The 17,015-nt window shown below is 59.8% G+C and carries 6 protein-coding genes, 1 tRNA gene and 6 pseudogenes; 6 read left to right on the top strand and 7 right to left on the bottom strand.

Features of this window, described 5'->3' with window-relative positions:
• Position 1: 1 nt before the first annotated feature.
• The 3 genes from PD885_RS11250 to amaB all read right to left on the bottom strand — a co-directional run bounded on the left by PD885_RS11250 (position 2) and on the right by amaB (position 2,922).
• Positions 2–769 carry a class I SAM-dependent methyltransferase gene (locus PD885_RS11250; RefSeq protein WP_040762990.1) on the bottom strand — a complete coding sequence of 256 codons (768 nt, stop codon included), beginning with the start codon at positions 767–769 and terminating at the stop codon, positions 2–4.
• Between the two features lie 2 nt (positions 770–771).
• Positions 772–1,056: a DUF4190 domain-containing protein gene (locus tag PD885_RS11245; RefSeq protein WP_002813672.1), complete on the bottom strand. Its 285-nt coding sequence runs from the start codon at positions 1,054–1,056 to the stop codon at positions 772–774.
• Positions 1,057–1,389: 333 nt separating this feature from the next.
• Positions 1,390–2,922 carry an L-piperidine-6-carboxylate dehydrogenase gene (amaB, locus tag PD885_RS11240; protein ID WP_002813670.1) on the bottom strand — a complete coding sequence of 511 codons (1,533 nt, stop codon included), beginning with the start codon at positions 2,920–2,922 and terminating at the stop codon, positions 1,390–1,392.
• 435 nt (positions 2,923–3,357) lie between these two features.
• On the opposite strand from amaB, the pseudogene PD885_RS11235 reads away from it, so the two are divergent.
• Together PD885_RS11235 and PD885_RS11225 are read left to right on the top strand one after the other, a co-directional pair.
• A pseudogene (locus tag PD885_RS11235) lies at positions 3,358–4,527 on the top strand (IS3 family transposase).
• 387 nt (positions 4,528–4,914) lie between these two features.
• Positions 4,915–10,515: a DUF3320 domain-containing protein gene (locus tag PD885_RS11225; RefSeq protein ID WP_088056875.1), complete on the top strand. Its 5,601-nt coding sequence runs from the start codon at positions 4,915–4,917 to the stop codon at positions 10,513–10,515.
• Positions 10,516–10,902: 387 nt separating this feature from the next.
• On the opposite strand, the pseudogene PD885_RS11220 reads toward PD885_RS11225, so the two are convergent.
• Positions 10,903–12,313: pseudogene (locus tag PD885_RS11220) on the bottom strand (site-specific integrase).
• A 29-nt stretch (positions 12,314–12,342) separates the two neighbouring features.
• On the opposite strand from PD885_RS11220, the gene PD885_RS11215 reads away from it, so the two are divergent.
• Both PD885_RS11215 and PD885_RS22055 read left to right on the top strand, forming a co-directional pair.
• Positions 12,343–12,419, top strand: a tRNA-Arg gene (locus PD885_RS11215).
• A gap of 584 nt (positions 12,420–13,003) precedes the next feature.
• The gene (locus tag PD885_RS22055; RefSeq protein WP_231892658.1) at positions 13,004–13,351 is read left to right on the top strand and encodes a terminase gpA endonuclease subunit; all 348 of its coding nucleotides are present in this window, start codon (positions 13,004–13,006) and stop codon (positions 13,349–13,351) included.
• 125 nt (positions 13,352–13,476) lie between these two features.
• Here the strand turns inward: PD885_RS22055 and PD885_RS11205 are convergent, their stop codons facing one another.
• The 3 genes and pseudogenes from PD885_RS11205 to PD885_RS11200 form a co-directional block, all read right to left on the bottom strand.
• Positions 13,477–14,475 (bottom strand): IS5 family transposase, encoded by a 999-nt coding sequence (locus PD885_RS11205; protein WP_088056874.1) that lies wholly within the window; start codon positions 14,473–14,475, stop codon positions 13,477–13,479.
• Between the two features lie 146 nt (positions 14,476–14,621).
• Positions 14,622–14,726 (bottom strand): annotated as a pseudogene (locus PD885_RS20755) (IS5/IS1182 family transposase); the annotation flags it as partial.
• A 31-nt stretch (positions 14,727–14,757) separates the two neighbouring features.
• A pseudogene (locus PD885_RS11200) lies at positions 14,758–15,883 on the bottom strand (IS3 family transposase).
• Between the two features lie 66 nt (positions 15,884–15,949).
• Between PD885_RS11200 and PD885_RS20750 the strand changes: the two are divergent.
• Both PD885_RS20750 and PD885_RS11195 read left to right on the top strand, forming a co-directional pair.
• Positions 15,950–16,099: pseudogene (locus PD885_RS20750) on the top strand (IS3 family transposase); the annotation flags it as partial.
• 44 nt (positions 16,100–16,143) lie between these two features.
• A pseudogene (locus tag PD885_RS11195) lies at positions 16,144–16,480 on the top strand (TspO/MBR family protein).
• Positions 16,481–17,015: the final 535 nt, after the last annotated feature.

The raw sequence follows: 17,015 nt of genomic DNA, 5'->3' as shown, positions 1-17,015 counted from the left end.
GTCAGTTCAATCTCCCGGCGAAAACGCGGGTCTGGTATTGGAAGTCGATCAGCCCGTCGTGCGCGTGCGCATCGAATAAGGCGCGTAGCGCGGCGAGCATCGGAGCATGGCGCAGGTCATGGGCGAGCGGGGCATACGAAGACGACAGTAATCGACCGCGCAAGGCATCGAAATCCAGCCGCTGCACATTCGGGAAACGCGCCATCGCGCGGAAGCCTTGGCCAAACCACGCCTGCATGGTTGCATCGTCCTGGTAGCGCTCGGCCACGGCCGAGTAGTCGGTGCCGTAGTCCAGCAACAACTGCTCATAACCGCGCAGGAATGCGGTGCTGTCCAGTTCGCGCGAGTTCCAGTAGACCATCGCCAGCCCGTCTGGCTGCAAAATACGCACCCATTCGGCGCGTACCGCCTGCATATCGAACCAGTGGAAAGCTTGCGCGGCAGACACCAGGCCGACGCTGGCATCGGCCAGCCCGGTGGCTTCGGCAGTGCCGTCGATCGCCTGGAATTTCGGAAACCCTGCTAGCCACTGCTGCGCGGCTTGGCGCATGGCCGGGTTGGGTTCCACCGCCGTGACCGGATAGCCTGCTTCCAGAAACAAGCGGCTGGAGATGCCGGTGCCGGCGCCGATGTCGGCCACCGTCGTTGCCGGCGTGATGCCCAGTTCTTCATGCAACCAGCGCAACAACTGCGGCGGATAACTCGGCCGGTAGCGTACATAAGCGGCCACGCGGTCGTTGAAACGCTGGGCAGAGGAGGGCGCGGCCATGCTCAACTGTTTGCCGCCGCGAGCCAGGCCAAGCCGCCGAAGAACAGGATGAAGATCACCACTCCCGCCACCCAGGCCGCCACTGCCAGCCAGCCCAGCACCAGCCCGCCGATCGCCAGGCCATCGCCTTCGAGTCCCTGCGGATTGCGGCGGATTTCGGCGCGCGCCAGATGGCCGGTGATGATGGCGCAGATGCTGCCCAGGAACGGGATCAGGGTCCAGCCGAGGATGCCCGCGACCAGGCTGATGATCGCCATGGCGCTGGTCTGTCGAACGACAACGTTCATTATGAACTCCGGAGATTGAGCCGGCAGCCGACGGCTGGCGTCGCAGGATTATCCCAGAGCGGGCGGCCAAAAGGCGTGCCGTTTGCGGCCAAGCGCAGTTGCGTGATCGGGTTTGGTTGGGTCGGAGCGGCTGAAATAACCGATCGTTCGTGCTTCAATCAGCGCAGCGACGCGGCAGTTCGTGTTGCCGGGCGTCGTCGCTGGGCTTGCGATGCCATGCCTATAAAAATTGCTGGGTTGAGTGCGACACGTGCCATGCAGGCCGCTGCTGCAGCTTCGCTACGGCTCAAGCAGGCGCGCCGGCTGCTGCCCGGCGCGCCCTATGGCCATCGATCAAAGATCGAACTTGATGCCCTGCGCCAGCGGCAGCGAGTCGGAGTAGTTGATCGTGTTGGTCTGGCGACGCATGTAGACCTTCCACGCATCCGAACCGGATTCGCGGCCGCCGCCGGTTTCCTTTTCGCCGCCGAACGCACCGCCGATCTCCGCCCCCGAGGTGCCGATGTTGACGTTGGCGATACCGCAGTCGCTGCCAGCCGCCGACAGGAACTTCTCGGCCGCCTTCAAGTTCTGGGTGAAGATCGACGACGACAGGCCCTGCGGCACGCCGTTTTGCAACTCGATCGCCTCGTCCAGCGTGCTGTACTTCATCACATACAGGATGGGCGCGAAGGTCTCGTGCTGCACAACGGCATCGCTGTTCTGCAGCCCGGTGACGATGGCCGGCAGCACGAAGTTGCCCGGGCGATCGATCGCAGTGCCGCCCACTTCGACCGTGCCGCCGGCCGCCTTGGCCTTGGCGATCGAGGCCAGGAACTGCTCCACCGCGCCGCGGCTGTTGAGCGGGCCCATCAGGTTTGCCGCGTCGGTGGGGTCGCCGATCTTGCTGTCGAGCTGCTTGTACGCCTTGACCAGCGTGGCCAACACATTGTCGTAGATGGACTCATGCACGATCAGGCGGCGCGTGGTGGTGCAGCGCTGCCCGGCAGTGCCCACCGCACCGAACACGATGCCCGGGATTGCCAGCTTCAGGTCGGCGGTTTCGTCCAGGATGATGGCGTTGTTGCCGCCCAGTTCCAGCAGGCAACGGCCCAGGCGATGCGCGACCTTTTCGGCGACCACGCGGCCGATCTGGGTCGAACCGGTGAAGCTGATCAGCGGCACGCGGCCGTCTTCGACCAGCTTTTCCGACAGTGATGTGCCGGCATCGTTGATCAGGAAGAAGATGTCCGGGAAGCCGGCGTCCTTGAGCGCCGCATTGCAGATCTTCATCGTCGCGACGGCGGTCAGCGGCGTCTTGTTGGACGGCTTCCAGATGCAGATATCGCCGCAAATCGCCGCCAAAAACGCATTCCACGCCCACACTGCCACCGGGAAGTTGAATGCGCTGATGATGCCGACCAGGCCCAGCGGCTGGTACTGCTCGTACATGCGGTGACCCGGCCGTTCGGAGTGCATGGTGTAGCCGTAGAGCATGCGGCTTTGGCCGACCGCAAAGTCGGCGATGTCGATCATCTCCTGCACCTCGCCATCGCCCTCGGGCTTGCTTTTGCCCATTTCCAGCGCCACCAGCGACCCGAGCGCATCCTTGTGCGCACGCAGCGCCTGGCCACACAGGCGCACCGCCTCGCCACGCCGCGGTGCAGGCGTGGTCCGCCACACCTTGAAGGCCGTCTGTGCACGCTGCACGATCCGCTCGTAGTCGTCCGGTGTGGTCGCCTGCACATCGGCAATTACCTCGTTGGTGGTCGGATTGAGCGGCTGCAGCACCCCCGCGCCGGTGGCCTGCGACCAGGTCGCCTCGCCAAGATAGGTGCCGGAATTAGACGCGGCGAGGTTGAGCGCCTTGAGCAGGTCAGCGGACATGGGATCTCCAAAACAAAGTCGGGAAGGTTGCGTGGCAGCCAAGGGCAATCCACGACAACAGCTAGCCGGCGATTTTAGCAGGGTCCGCCGACCACCCACCGGCTTTGCAACCGCAACGATCGTGCGACAATGCAGCCCTTGGCCCCGTAGCTCAGCTGGATAGAGCGTCCCCCTCCTAAAAAAGGAAGAGGGGAAATTGTGGGGTTGCCGCTCTCTTGTCTAACCCTTTGTTTAATAAGGCCTCGGGGTCGCCGTTCGGCGGGTGCGATGCAGGTCTAGACATCCCAAAGCAGCTTCCGGCAGGGCTTGTTCGCCACAGCATTGCCACGGCTTCCAAGGTCTCCTAAGCTGCGCTACAAGACATTTGTAATGTGATACGCCCAGGGTTTCCTAGACATCTCAAGGCCATGGAAAATGGTCAATTCGGAGGTGTCTATGAGCAGCAAGCGGTATACGGATGAATTCAAGATCGAGGCGGTCCGGCAAGTGACCGATCGTGGTTTCAAGGTGGCAGAAGTCGCGGAGCGACTAGGTGTCACCACGCACAGCCTCTACGCCTGGCTGCGCAAGTTCGGCAAGCCTGGCGTGGTGCAGCGCGCCGAGGTGGACCAGAGCGCCGAGGTTCGGCGGCTGAAGGCAGAGTTGCGTCGAGTGACCGAGGAGCGCGACATCCTAAAAAAGGCCGCCGCGTACTTTGCCAAGGGGTAAGGGCAAAGTACGCCTTCATGCAAGCCCACTGTGGGGAATTCAGGGTGTGTGCGATGTGCCGGGTATTGCGGGTCAACCGGTCGGGCTATTACGCCTGGTTGTGCTCGCCCAACAGTGAGCGCGCCAAGGAAGATGAGCGCTTGCTTGGACTGATCAAGCACCACTGACTGGCCAACGGCAGTGTCTATGGGCATCGCAAGATCACCAGGGATCTGCGCGATCTGGGTGAGCGTTGCAGTCGCCATCGGGTGTATCGGCTGATGCGCACCGAGGGACTGCGTGCCCAGGTGGGCTATGGTCGCAAACCGCGCTTCCATGGAGGAATGCAGTGCAAGGCGGCGGCCAACCTGCTTGACCGACAGTTCGACGTGACTGAGCCGGACACAGCCTGGGCGAGCGATTTCACCTTCATCCGCACGCATGAAGGCTGGATGTACCTGGCTGTTGTGATCGATCTGTTTTCCCGGCAGGTCGTCGGCTGGGCGATGCGCGATCGGGCCGACACCGAGTTGGTCGTGCAGGCCTTGTTGTCTGCGGTGTGGCGGCGCAAACCCAACGCTGGTTGCTTGGTTCATTCGGACCAAGGGTCTGTCTACACCAGCGATGACTGGCGCAGTTTCCTGGCGTCCCATGGCGTGGTGTGCAGCATGAGTCGGCGTGGCAACTGCCACGACAACGCACCCGTGGAGAGCTTCTTCGGACTGCTCAAACGCGAGCGGATCAGGCGGCGGACCTCGCGAGCGGATCAGGCGGCGGACCTATTCCACCAAGGACGCCGCTCGCGCCGAGGTATTCGACTACATCGAGATGTTCTACAACCCCAACCACCGCCACGGTTCAACTGGCGACCTGTCCCCTGTAGAGTTTGAACGGCGCTACGCGCAACGAGGGTCTTGAGTGTCTACGGAACCCTGGGCGTATCAGGGATACTTACGAGCGATGCCCCGAAGGATTGCTGATTGTTGATGTCCTTCGACCCCCGTCAGGATTGCAATAAATCGTTCCCTGGTCGTGTCGTCGGTGAAGGTATCCGGATCCAGGTTCAGGTCGCAAAAGCCTGGGTAGAACTCTCGATGTGTCTTGTAGGAGAAATCACCCAGGTAGCCGCCTTAAACCCCGATGTAGCTGTGAACCACCCAGTGAATCTCACTGCTTCGCAACTCACCCACAGTGCCCCCTAAATGGCTGGAATACGCGCTATATTGAAAGCATTATAGTCAATGCGCGGTGTGGCGGCGGAGGGGCACTTGACACCCGCCAAACACCGTTACAGGGGGAGAGTCGATGGACCAGACGGCAGTTGGGCAGGTGGGTGAAGAGGCCTCTTCGCTGCGGGGAGCAGGTAGCCTCAAAGACAAGGTTGAAAAAGCCCGTTTGGAGCTGTTGGATCTGTCGACACGCAATCGCCTGCTCCACACACCCAGAGGCGGGCGTGCAAAGACCATCGAGGTTGTCCATGAGCTTGCCAAGGCGATGTATCAGACATTGGTCATGGATGGCAAGCGCTTCACCTTCGTAGCTGGCAAGGAAGACCCCAAGCAGGACATCGCGATGCCTGACTTGAATGAAGATGATGCGGAAGTTTTCTTGGATGAAGTGCCGGAAGATTCCGAGCTGATCGCGCAACCAGACTTTGAGCTGGATGAGGATGGGCGTGTCAAGGCGCATTGGGATGCGCATCTCACAACACGCCTAACGCCGACAGGTCTGCAGAAGCGCTTATTGGATCTCTACATGGACGCGCGGACGCTCCAAGAAGAACATGGCATCAATGTTCTTTACTTGACCGTCGGCTACTTGCGTTGGCGTGCTACTTCCACTCCACAAACTGACCGCTTCGCGCCGTTGGTGCTCATCCCGGTTCAGTTGGAGCGAAGCACGGCTGGCGAGAAGTTCCACCTCAAATGGACCGGCGACGATATCCAAGCGAACTTGTCGTTGCAGCTGTTTTTGCAGCGCGAGTTTGGGCTTCGCTTGCCGAGCATTGAGGAGTTCGAAACGCTCGATATCGATGCCTACCTGGCATCCGTGGAAGCCATGCTGGAAGGGAAAGAAACCTGGGGCGTGCTCCGCGATGACGCCATCCTGGGCTTGTTCTCGTTCGCCAAGTTCATGATGTATCGGGATCTTGACCCCCAAAACTGGGATGCACTGGGCGGACTGGACGCCATCCCTATGCTGCGCGGGGTGGTTCAAGATGGTTTCCCAGGTGCAAGCCTGACCGACGAAAATAGCGAACTCGACCATATCATCCCACCAGAGAGGATGCGCCATGTCGTCGATTGCGACTCATCGCAAGCTCTGGTCGTGCACGACGTGCTTCAAGGCAACAACATCTTGGTCCAGGGCCCGCCTGGAACGGGCAAGTCCCAAACCATTGCCAATATCATTTCAGGCGCCGTGGCCGAAGGAAAGCGGGTGTTGTTTGTGGCCGAGAAGATGGCCGCGCTCGAAGTCGTGAAGCGCCGACTGGATCATGTCGGTGTGGGCGTGGCCTGTTTGGAACTCCACAGCAACAAGGCCAACAAGCGTTCTCTACTGGAAGAGCTTCGGCAAACGCTGCACTTAGGCGAGCCCAAGCGAAACAGCACTTCGCCGATCATCGAGCAACTAACGGAAAAGCGCGACACACTCAACGCCCATGTTGCGCGTCTCCACGAAGCTCACCAGCCCTCTGGACTGACGCCATACCAAGTCTTCGGACACATGGTGCGTCTGCGTCGTTTGGGCTACACGACTCAAAGCCTGCCTCTCGAAGCACCCACCTCCTGGGCGTCCCATCAAAAAGAGGAGCGGGAATCGCTCCTACGCGAACTGATTGAGCGAATTGAAGAAATTGGCGTTCCAGGTGAGCACGCTTGGAGCGGCGTTCAAAACGATGGCCTCCTGCCAAGTGAACGCGACCGATTGCTCATCTTGGTCGCTGGATTGACCGAACGATTGAACGATTGGGAGGCCTCGACCACCGAGCTTCACAGCGCGCTGGATCTTGCTCCTCCGGTCCGATTTGATGATGCCGGTCTTGCCGTTCAACGCGTTAAGGCGCTGCTCGAAGCACCAAAACTTGGCTCCGATGCGCTTCAAAGCAAGGTCTGGGATGAGCCTGGTCGCGCTTCGACAGTCATTGATGGGCTTGAAAGCGCTCAGAAGGCAAGAGGTGCGGTCGAGGCCAAGATCCAGGTGGAGGCGTTCGCGCAAGACTGGGGCGCTACCAAGGCTACTTTGAGCGCTTTGCCAAGCAGCTTCGTTTTGGGGAAAGAGCTGGCGACGTTGGGTGGGGCACACAGTGCTCTGGTTCGGCTCGGGCCTGATCTGAAACGATTGACGCAGCTCTTAGCCGAGAAGGCACCACTTACGCTTGATCTGGCGCTTCGGCTGGTTGCCATCGCGGAGCGCGCCACGACCATCCCGGAACTTGACCGTGATGCATTGGTCGCGCACGTCTGGGATCGGGGCGTCGATGCGATCGAAGAGGTCGTTGTGGCCGTTGAAACGGTCCAGCAGGCAAAGAGCAACCTGGCATCTGTGTTCCGCGACGCTGCATGGAGCAAAGACAGCACGGAGCTTGAAGCGGCGCGTGGGCAGTTGGCGATGCGCGGCACGAGCTTGTTCCGCTTCCTAAGTGGAGATTGGCGTCGCGCGAATCAGACCATCCGCACGCTCCTTTCTAACCCTAAGCTTCCGGCGTTGGACATGCTTGGGTCGCTCGATGTGCTCCTGGATGCCAAGAGCGCTCAGAAGAAGATCGTTGAGCACGACGCCCAAGGACAAGAAGCGTTTGGCTCAAACTGGCAGCGCGAGCGCTCCAACCCATCCTTCCTCAGAGGCGTCGTGGCCTGGATGCGCACGCTCCGACCCTTGGGGAGCGGAGTTCGTGAACGTTTGGCCGACATCAGCGATCGCATATTGGCAACCGAAATCGCCAAACGCGTAAAACCAGTTCTAGAAGAACTCGTTCGCGATTTGGCGCCTGTCCATGAAGCGTTGTTGTCTACTGAGCGCAATCCATGGGGCGAGGAGACCGTCCTCAAGCGCGTTGCTCTATCGGAACTGGAAGAGAAGTCCGCCCTTTGGCAAGCCGCGTCCCAGCAATCATCCCTATTGGCTAATGCGCAGGAACTCACGGTCGAGCAGGCGCTTGCGGTCATTGAAGAAATCCAGCTGGCTCAAACTGCTACTACCGCTTACAACGCTCTGGCCGCTGATGGGACCTCAGCATTTGGTCCGTTCTGGGGAGCACTAGATAGCAAGGCGCATGAGCTTCGCCAAGTCGCATCTTGGATTGAACACAATCCAGAGCTTCGCTTGTTGGCCGCGCGCATCGTTGATCCCCAGTCATTGCTTGATCGGGCTGAGGGAGGTTCTTCTGCGGCAGGAGTGTTGGCCGGCGAAGTGATGGATCTTCTGGTCGGCTTACAGTTCGAGGGCAACGCAGAGATCACGCGTGATCCGAGCCATGCACCTTTGACAACCCTCAAAACCCATTTGGCCAGCTGGCAAGCAGACCCGGAGGGGCTTCGGAGTTGGGTGTCTTACCTTGCCATTGCCAAGGAAGCCGAGCGTAAGGGCTTAGGTGCGATAGTCGGTGGTCTTGCCAGTGGCAAGCTGGCGAGAGCAGATGCCTCGGGAGTGTTCGATCTGTCTTACTACGAAGCGTTGCTTCAAGCGCTGGTGCAGCGCGATCGTGCGTTGGCGAGTTTTGACGGGCAACGGCAGTCTCAGGTGGTAGCAAGCTTTGCAAGTCTTGACCAGGAGCGTATGCAGCTGGCTCGGTATGAAGTGGTCAAGGCGCATCACAGCAAGATCCCGCGCCAAGGCGGTGCAACCGGCCCGACAGCTATTCTTATCGGCGAGATGGCCAGGAAAAAGGGTCATCTGCCGATTCGTCAATTGATGCAACGGTGTGCCCCTGCGATCCAGGCGCTCAAACCCGTCTTCATGATGAGCCCATTGTCTGTTGCGCAATTTCTACCGGCAGGCGCGCTGGACTTCGACATGCTGGTCATCGACGAAGCAAGTCAGGTGCAGCCGATCGATGCGCTCGGTGCGATCGCACGCGTCAAGCAGTTGGTGATCGTGGGTGACGAGCGACAGCTCCCGCCCACACGCTTTTTCTCCAAAGCACTCGGCGATGGCGGTGATCGGGATGACGACGAGGGTGGGGCACAGGCGTCAGATGTCGAAAGCATTCTGGGGCTTTGCCGCGCAAGAGGATTACCTGAGCGCATGCTCCGTTGGCACTACCGAAGCCGCCATCAGTCGCTCATTGCCGTGTCTAATCAACAATTCTACGAAGGCAAGCTCTTCATTGTCCCCAGTCCCTACACCAGTGAAGCAGGTGTGGGCTTGCGGCTGCATCATTTGCCCGAAGCCATCTACGACCGGGGCAACACGCGCACCAACCCCAAAGAAGCCAAGGCTGTGGCACTCGCAGTGCTCGCGCATGCGCAGAACACGCCCAAGCTCACGCTGGGTGTGGCGACCTTTTCGACTGCCCAGCGCCGCGCCATTCTCGACGAGTTGGAACTCTTGCGCCGGCAGCACCCGGAAACAGAAGGGTTCTTTGCCGATCATCCAGCAGAGCCCTTCTTTGTGAAGAGTTTGGAGAACATCCAAGGAGATGAGAGGGATGTCATCTATATCTCTGTGGGCTATGGGCGTGATGCGCAGCGCCACATGACGATGAATTTCGGTCCTGTGAGCAATGATGGCGGCGAGCGACGCTTGAATGTGCTCATCAGCCGCGCCAAATCACGTTGCGAGGTCTTTACCTCGATCACCGATGAAGACATCGACACCGACCGTGCCAAGGGTAAGGGCACCTTTGCTTTAAAGCTCTTCTTGAACTACGCAAGGACGGGTCGCCTTACCCTTGCCACCCAGGCGCGAGACGCTAAGCACAGCGTATTCGAACAAGAGGTGGCCCAAGCACTTCGCACGCGAGGCTACGATCTGCACACCGATGTCGGTTTGGCTGGCTTCTTCGTCGACATTGCGGTATCTAATCCTGAAGAACCTGGGCGCTACATTTTAGGCATTGAGTGCGACGGGCAGTCTTATCGAGACGCGAGAAGTGCGCGTGATCGAGACCGATTGCGTGAGAGTGTGCTGCGCGACAAGGGTTGGCAGCTCTACCGCATTTGGAGTTCAGACTGGTTCCATCGGCCTGAGGCAGAGCTTGAAAAGCTTGTTGTAGCCATTGAACGAGCAAAGTCGGAGTCAGGCACCTCAGAGCCCAGCCCCAAGTCTTCGCACCGTGCAGTGCCGGTGGAGATCCTCACCGTCGATCGCGGTGAGGTCACTGAGGTGGGACTCATTGAGGCACAAAGTCCGCCGAACACTGAGCCCTACATCGAGTCATCCTTCGCCGTGCCAAGCAACCAGTTCGAGCTGCACTTAGTGCCGACAGGGCAATTGGCGACCATCGTGCGGCAGATCGTTGAGGTGGAAAGCCCCATTCATCGCAGCGAGGTCGTGACACGCGCCCGGACGCTTTGGGGCTTGCAGCGTGCAGGCTCGCGCATCCAGCAAGCTGTTGAGGATGCGATTGGGTCGGTAATGTCGACGGGCGGGATTCAGATCATTGACCAGGACTTCTTGGCCATTCCGGGGAAAGAGGTCCGTGTGCGGGATCGCTCCATGGTCGAGTCGTTGACACTGCGACGCCCCGAGTTTTTGCCGCCAGCAGAGATCAAAGTTGCGATCTCAAGGGTTATTTCTGACAACCTTGGCGCAAGGCCAGATGAGTTGGTGTTGATCGTGTCTCGTCAGCTCGGCTATCGAAGCACCAGCACACAGCTTAGACAGTTGATTTTGGATCAGATCGAGGCGCTGCGGCTTGCGGGCAGGTTGGCTGACAAAGGCGAGTTGGTGGTCTTGGCCTAGCGCTCGTGGTCTATATAGGGTCCAGTGATGTGCTTGAAAACAAGGGAGTTGGCTTGCATGAGAGAGACTAGGCTGCGCCACGGAAGTCGGCTGAGCAGTAGCCGAAACGAGCAAGTAATGAGGCAGTAAAAAAATGCTCCGGTCTCCCGGAGCATTTTTTTGAACCGCCTAAACGGCGTTGAACGATGCAACTCATTCTGGTGAGTGCTTTATTTACTTTTTAAACGAGTAAACGTCGTCGAAATATTACATTTCAAGCCCCATGAATGGGGCAAGTGGCATCCCTGCTCACAGCGGCAATCGATGTTTTGTTGCCGATGCATTCAAGCTAGTGCGTCAAAGAGATTTGTCAAGTGCTTGCGTTGAAATAAATTCGACAACTCTTTATCACTGCGCTTGTGCCCGCGCTTGGAAGGCAAGCGCAACCGCTGAGGCCATATCCTTGGGGCTTAGTCCCAGAAGCTGCGCGACCACTGCGTCTACGTTGGCGCCAGCGCCGCCTTGGCGTTCAAGCTGTTCGAGCTTTTTGCCCAATGCGACCGGGTCTGGGTTGAAGTAGCGCATGAAGGTTTTCAGATCCTTGTGGCCTGAGATCCTGGCCGCTTCCGCTGGATTGAGGTGGTGTCCCATTTCAGTGATGCGGGTATGGCGGAGGTCATGCATGCGCGCGGTCAGGATCTCGGGGTCACCGAGCTTCTCGGCTACCTGCCCACGCACCCGATCTCATGCCTGAGTGACGGTATCGGCCCGAATGCGCCTCCCGCGCGAGCTCACAAAGACCGCTCCTTTCTTTGTTTCGCTGGCTTCAAAGCGCGCCGCGATCAAGGCCATCGGCTCTGACGTCAATGGGATCACGCGCTCATTGTATTTGCCATTCTTGGCCTTGGTCTCGCGAAGTCGGGCGGTCTTTTTCTTGAAGTTGGATGTCCGCCCAATCGAGCTTCACGCATTCGGAGCGGCGGGCTGCGGTCATGCGCGCAAAGCGAATGACATCGGCCGTTGCCGGGTCGGTCCGCCCAGCATCCAGCTGCGCAACGATGGCGTTCCATTCCTCCTCGGTGAGCGTCCGGTCGCGCGAGTCGTCCGAGTTGAGGGATTTCAAGCTCTTGATCGGCGAGCGCAGATCGATCTGCCAGGTCTCGTGCGCAATCCGAAAAAGGTTCCGGATCGTGGTCAGGGCTCGCTTTTTGCTCCCCTTGGCCATCGGGAGCGTGGTGCCGTCTCGCTTGACCTTGATGTATGAGTTCACGAACGAGCTGGCATGGCGCCCCAGGAAGTCATCCTGAGTCAAATCCTTGGCCAGCTTGCGGGTGAGGTGGGGCATGCCGGTCTGGCTCAACCCAAGACCGTTGCCGCCTCCCAAGAAGAGATAGGCATTAGAGTGGTCGGTTCTGACCGAAGCGTGCTTGATCAGCCCATCATCGATTTCTTGGACAAACCGGCGCAGCAGATCCCCGAAGGTCCAAGCCTCGGCGGTGTGGGCATACGGGGTTTGCCGAAGCTCCAAGGAGGCGTGTTCTCGGCGGACATAGGCCTCGGCCATGAGCCGTGCAGTGTCGATGTGATGCTCAGTGTTCGGGGGCGCCTTGGGGTCGACGGGGTAGCGCACCAGCGGGAACTTCAACGCCTGCCCGTCGAGGGACCTCCGGATACGCGCCTCCCACCTCAGCTGCCCGTCCGTCCTGAGCGTCACGCCCGCCACCGAGCTAACGGCCTGGGAGGCCTTGATGCCGCGTGGGAGCATGCCGCTGAAGGTCTTGGTGCGTCCAGGCTTGGCGGCTGTTTTGGCTTTGCTCACTTAGCGTCTCCCTGTATCCTTAGACAGATGGCCCCGTGGCACAATTGGATAGCGCGCGTCCCTCCTAAGGACGAGGTTGCTGGTTCGAACCCAGCCGGGGTCACCACTTTTTGACAATCGGCATGAGTAGGCTGGTCGTTACTACAGACTTGCCACAGTCAGGCTGGACTTCCACGCAAAGCCTTGTCCCGCTTGGGTCTTAGTCTAGCGACGTTGTCCCTCCTAAGGGGAAGGTCGCCCGTTCGAATCGGGCCGGGGTCACCAGGATCGATTGGATTGACGCTTGCTCTTGATGCATGGCTGAGCGAGGTCATCGATTGCCTGAGCGATCATTTGCCGCCTAATGGATCTCATAAGGTCCACAGATCCGCGTCACCGAGACCAGCCTTACCTGGGCTGATGACATCGTCGATCACGGCCCAGACTCGCTGATCGCGGTGTCGCCGGTAAAGAATCTGGCACACAGCAGGCGACTGCGCGCTTATTGTTAAGCAGCTCGTCAACCAGAGCGGCCGGGCGCGCGTCGTCGAGACGCCGAACGGCTATATCAAGCAGACGGTTTACCTGATCCGCGGTCGCAACGAGCGCAAGCAAGTCAGAGCGCGCGGTGTATCGCCCTGCTAAGGCCGCGCTCAACAACCGAGACAAGACCGTGGCGCGCAGCGTGGGCGTGTGGGGCGTGAGCACGTCGTGCTCAAGACGATGGTCCATGGCTGGCTCACCGCCGCGTTGACAGCGAAGGACAAGGGCGAGGTGGAAGGGCAGGCGGAGGATCTGACGGCGCGCATGCTGCGGTTCTCTGGTTGCCGCAGCGATGAGGTGCCAGACCTGATCAACCCGGACCCGGGGACGTTGCTACCGGCGTACTACAAGGGACTGACAGTGGAGTTTTACGACAAGGAATCGGGTTATTGGATCAAGCCTAAAGGGGCGCGGAACGAGCCGTTGGACACCGTTGTGTATGCGATACGGGCGTCGCTCGCTCATGCGGTAAAGGCCGATGTGACTGGATTTGCACTGGATGGGTGGTCGCTCTAGGGAAGGTCTGAACAACGCACCAGACCTCTAAAATTCGAGCCTGCTGCGTGCCAATAGCGCACAGAGTTGATGCGTACGATACGATTTCCACGGTTTCTTGCGGCGTTGGCTGGCGCCAGACAGCATTATCCCCTGGCCGGCAGCAACTGCCGGCGCACCATCCACAGATTGGATAGTGCGAACAGGGTCAGCACATGCGCGGTGTTCTTGGCCAGGCCGCGATAGCGGACCTTGGTGTAGCCAAACTGGCGTTTGATCACGCGGAATGGATGCTCCACCTTCGCACGCACACTTGCTTTGAAGTATTCCCAACGTTCTTCCTGGCGGCGCTCGCGTTTGTTGCCAATGGCTTGAATCGTCGAACGCTTGGCGGCAATGAAAAAACCAGCCTTGAAAAAACCAGCCTTGAAAAAACCAGCCTTGCAGGTCTGCAGTTCTTCGCGTTTGTCCGCACCGGTGTAGCCGCTGTCGCCGAACACACTGTCTTCTTTGCCGTGCAGCAATGCGTGGGTCACCGTGACATCGGCCACATTGGCAGCCGTACAACGGACGTGGTGCACCAGCCCGGAAAACTCATCCACGCCGATGGGTGCCTTCATCCCGAAATACCACTGATTGCCTTTCTTGGTCTGATGCATTTCAGGGTCGCGCGCGCGGTCGGTGTTCTTGGTCGAACTGGGCGCAGCGATCAGGGTTGCATCGACGATCGTGCCGGACCGCAGGCTCTGACCCTTGCGCACCAGATCCGCGTTGACGGCCTCCAGCATCCGCGCTGCAAGGCCATGGGTTTCCAGCAAGCGGCGAAAGTTGAGAATCGTGGTCTCGTCGGGAACATTGTCCAAACCACCGAGCCGGGCAAAACGGCGCAAGGTCGGGATCTGGTGCAACGCTTCTTCCATCGCCGGATCGCTCAACGCATACCACTGCTGCAGCAAATGAATCCGCAACATCGTCGCCAGTGCGTACGGCTGTCGACCAGGCCGCCCCGACACCGGATAGTGCGGCGCGATCAGTCCGAGCAAATGCCTCCACGGAACCACCTGCTCCATCTCGGCCAGGAAGATCTCGCAGCGAGTCTGCTTGCGCTTGCCCAAACCTTCAGCGTCACCGAACGTCAGTTGCATGGATGACTCCTCAACGTAGGTGTGTAGTGTCGCGCATTTGAAGTGCGTTGTTCAGAGGTTCCCTAGTGCAAAAAAAAAGAAACCAGCGGATCAGCTTCGCGAGCGCATCATATCTGCAATGCAGCGAGACATCGGCATAAGAGCGGCTAACAAAACCCAGGAAGAAGCCGTAAGCAGATGATGGAGCAAGCAAGCCAGAGCAACGCCAAGTGGAGATCGATGCGGCGTTCAAAGCGGATGCGCAGTTTGCCCGACGCCCCCCGCCCTGAGTAGCGGCCGGGTTTAGAGTCCGGGCCTGATGATATCGGTGTTTGCCAGATGTTGGGCATAAGCGGCCGGCGTCATGCCGCCGATTGCTTTCTTGGGTCGGTCCTCGTTGTATTCGCGTCGCCAACGTTCGATCTCGGTGCGTGCATGCAGCAACGTCGGGAACCAGTGTTCGTTGAGGCATTCGTCGCGCAGCCGGCCGTTGAAGGATTCAACGTAGGCGTTTTGATTTGGCTTGCCGGGTTGGATCAGCCGCAACTGCACGCCACGGGCATGCGCCCAGGCGACCATCGCCCTGCCGCAAAACTCCTTGCCGTTGTGCCCCGAGGGCAGGCTTCGCGCTCGGTACGGATGACTTGCGGCAAACCGCGACTGTCCGCCAGCCGATCCAGCACCCGCGTCACGCCGTGGCCGGAGATCGCGCGTTCCACCTCGATGGCGACCGCTTCGTGGGTTGCGTCGTCCACGATCACCAGACACTTGATCACCCGGCCTTCGGCAGTGCGGTCGAACACGAAGTCCATCGACCACACCTGGTTGGCCTGCGATGGCCGCAGCAGCGGTTGACGCTCGCCCACCGGCACCTTCTTGCGCCTGCGGCGCCGGACCTGCAGCTGCTGCTCGCGATACAACCGCTCCACGCGCTTGTAGTTCACGATGCGCCCTTCCTGTCGCAGTTTGAGATAGATCATCCCCACGCCATAGCGGCGATGGCGATGCGCCAGCGCAAGAATGCGCTCGCGTAGCTCAACGTTGCGGTCTTCGCGCGGGCAGTAGCGCAGCGCACTGGCGCTCATGCCGATCGCCGCCAAGGCGCGACGCTCGCTGGCACCGCACCCGATCCACTCGCGCACCAGCGCACGACGCGCCGGTGCGCTCACCACTTTTTTCGCAGCGCATCCTTGATCAGGTCGTTTTCGAACAGCTGCTCGGCCAGCAACTTCTTCAGCCGCGCGTTTTCGGACTCAAGGTCCTTGAGTCGCTTGGCATCGGGCACGCTCATCCCGCCGAACTTGCTGCGCCACAGGGAGTACGAGGCCTCACTGAAGCCATGGCGCCGGCACAGGTCTTTGATCGCCACGCCTGCTTCGGCCTCACGCAGGAAGCCAATGATCTGCTCTTCGGTAAAGCGCTTCTTCACGTCCAATCTCCTCGGGGTAGGGAATTGGACTCCAAACTGAGGCGCTACTCAAAATTGGGGGGACGTCGCAACCGCCAGGATGTGGAACTGGCCACGCTGGATTGGGTGGACTGGTACAACCACAAACGCTTGCTGGGGTCGATCGGGAACATGCCGCCAGCAGAAGCCGAAGAGGCTTACGATCGACAACAGGCCGGTTACGCCAAAGCGGCGTGACTCAAACCAAACAGCCTCCCAACTTCCCGGGGCGGTTCATGTCGATGGCAAAGAAACCGCAATGGTTTGGACTGCCGGGTTGGCTGGTGCTGTGCTATCTAGTGGCGGCTTTGGGCGCAATGGCATCCATCCAGGCGGCCAGCTTCTACGCCGAGCTCGCTAGGCCAGCGTGGGCGCCGCCGGGGTGGTTGTTCGGGCCGGTGTGGACGGTGTTGTACGGGATGATGGCGGTGTCGGTGTGGTTGGTGTGGCGCCGCGGGGGATGGGCTGGTGCGGCAGGCTCTGGCGGCGTGGTTATTGGTGCCGTATCTGGCATGGGTGAGCTTTGCTGCCGCGCTCAACTTTTCGGTGTGGCAACTCAATCCTCAGGTGCTCGGCTGATCTGCTGCTGACCTTGTGACTCGCATCGACCGCCCCGGCAATGGCGACGATCTGTGGCCTGATGCGAAGCGACGCCAGCAGCGTGCGATGCATCGCGCACCAACGATCCGTCAGCTGCGTCGCATTAGTCGCATCAGTTGAGTCGCACGAAGGCTACGACCAATGTTGGAAACCTGCGCACGTCGGTCTGTCGGTGTCGGGTTAAAAGTTTCCATGGCAATCAATTGCTTGCGAGCGCGTCGCTTAAATCCCTGAGCGGCAAGGTTTTCTGTTCCGTGTGTTAAGCGCGAAAACCCGCCCATTCACGCGGTGCTTGACAGCCTTCGGCCCTGTGATGTCTTTTGCACATATGCGTAACGCCTTCGCCATCGCTTCGCTTCTTTACCTGCCGCATCTGCGGCAGGGTGCGCACGTTGCCGGCATTAGCACCACCATTACCACCGCCACCATTCGCCCGGTGCGGTCCGTCGTCTTCGCGTAACTTCCGAAAACAACGGCCCCGCACCCGGATCAGGATGCGGAGGTCTCCCTCTCT

This window comes from Xanthomonas fragariae, from assembly GCF_900183975.1.
Classification (GTDB): Bacteria; Pseudomonadota; Gammaproteobacteria; order Xanthomonadales; family Xanthomonadaceae; genus Xanthomonas; species Xanthomonas fragariae.
Note: the sequence above shows the minus strand (reverse complement) of the source record. Positions and strands in the feature narration are given on the sequence as shown.

What these genes read in the sequence shown, in the direction of transcription:
- PD885_RS11205 (WP_088056874.1), bottom strand. Translation starts at nt 14,475, where the DNA reads ATGCAACTGACGTTCGGTGACGCTGAAGGTTTGGGCAAGCGCAAGCAG.
- amaB (WP_002813670.1), bottom strand. Translation starts at nt 2,922, where the DNA reads ATGTCCGCTGACCTGCTCAAGGCGCTCAACCTCGCCGCGTCTAATTCC.
- PD885_RS11250 (WP_040762990.1), bottom strand. Translation starts at nt 769, where the DNA reads ATGGCCGCGCCCTCCTCTGCCCAGCGTTTCAACGACCGCGTGGCCGCT.
- PD885_RS11225 (WP_088056875.1), top strand. Translation starts at nt 4,915, where the DNA reads ATGGACCAGACGGCAGTTGGGCAGGTGGGTGAAGAGGCCTCTTCGCTG.
- PD885_RS11245 (WP_002813672.1), bottom strand. Translation starts at nt 1,056, where the DNA reads ATGAACGTTGTCGTTCGACAGACCAGCGCCATGGCGATCATCAGCCTG.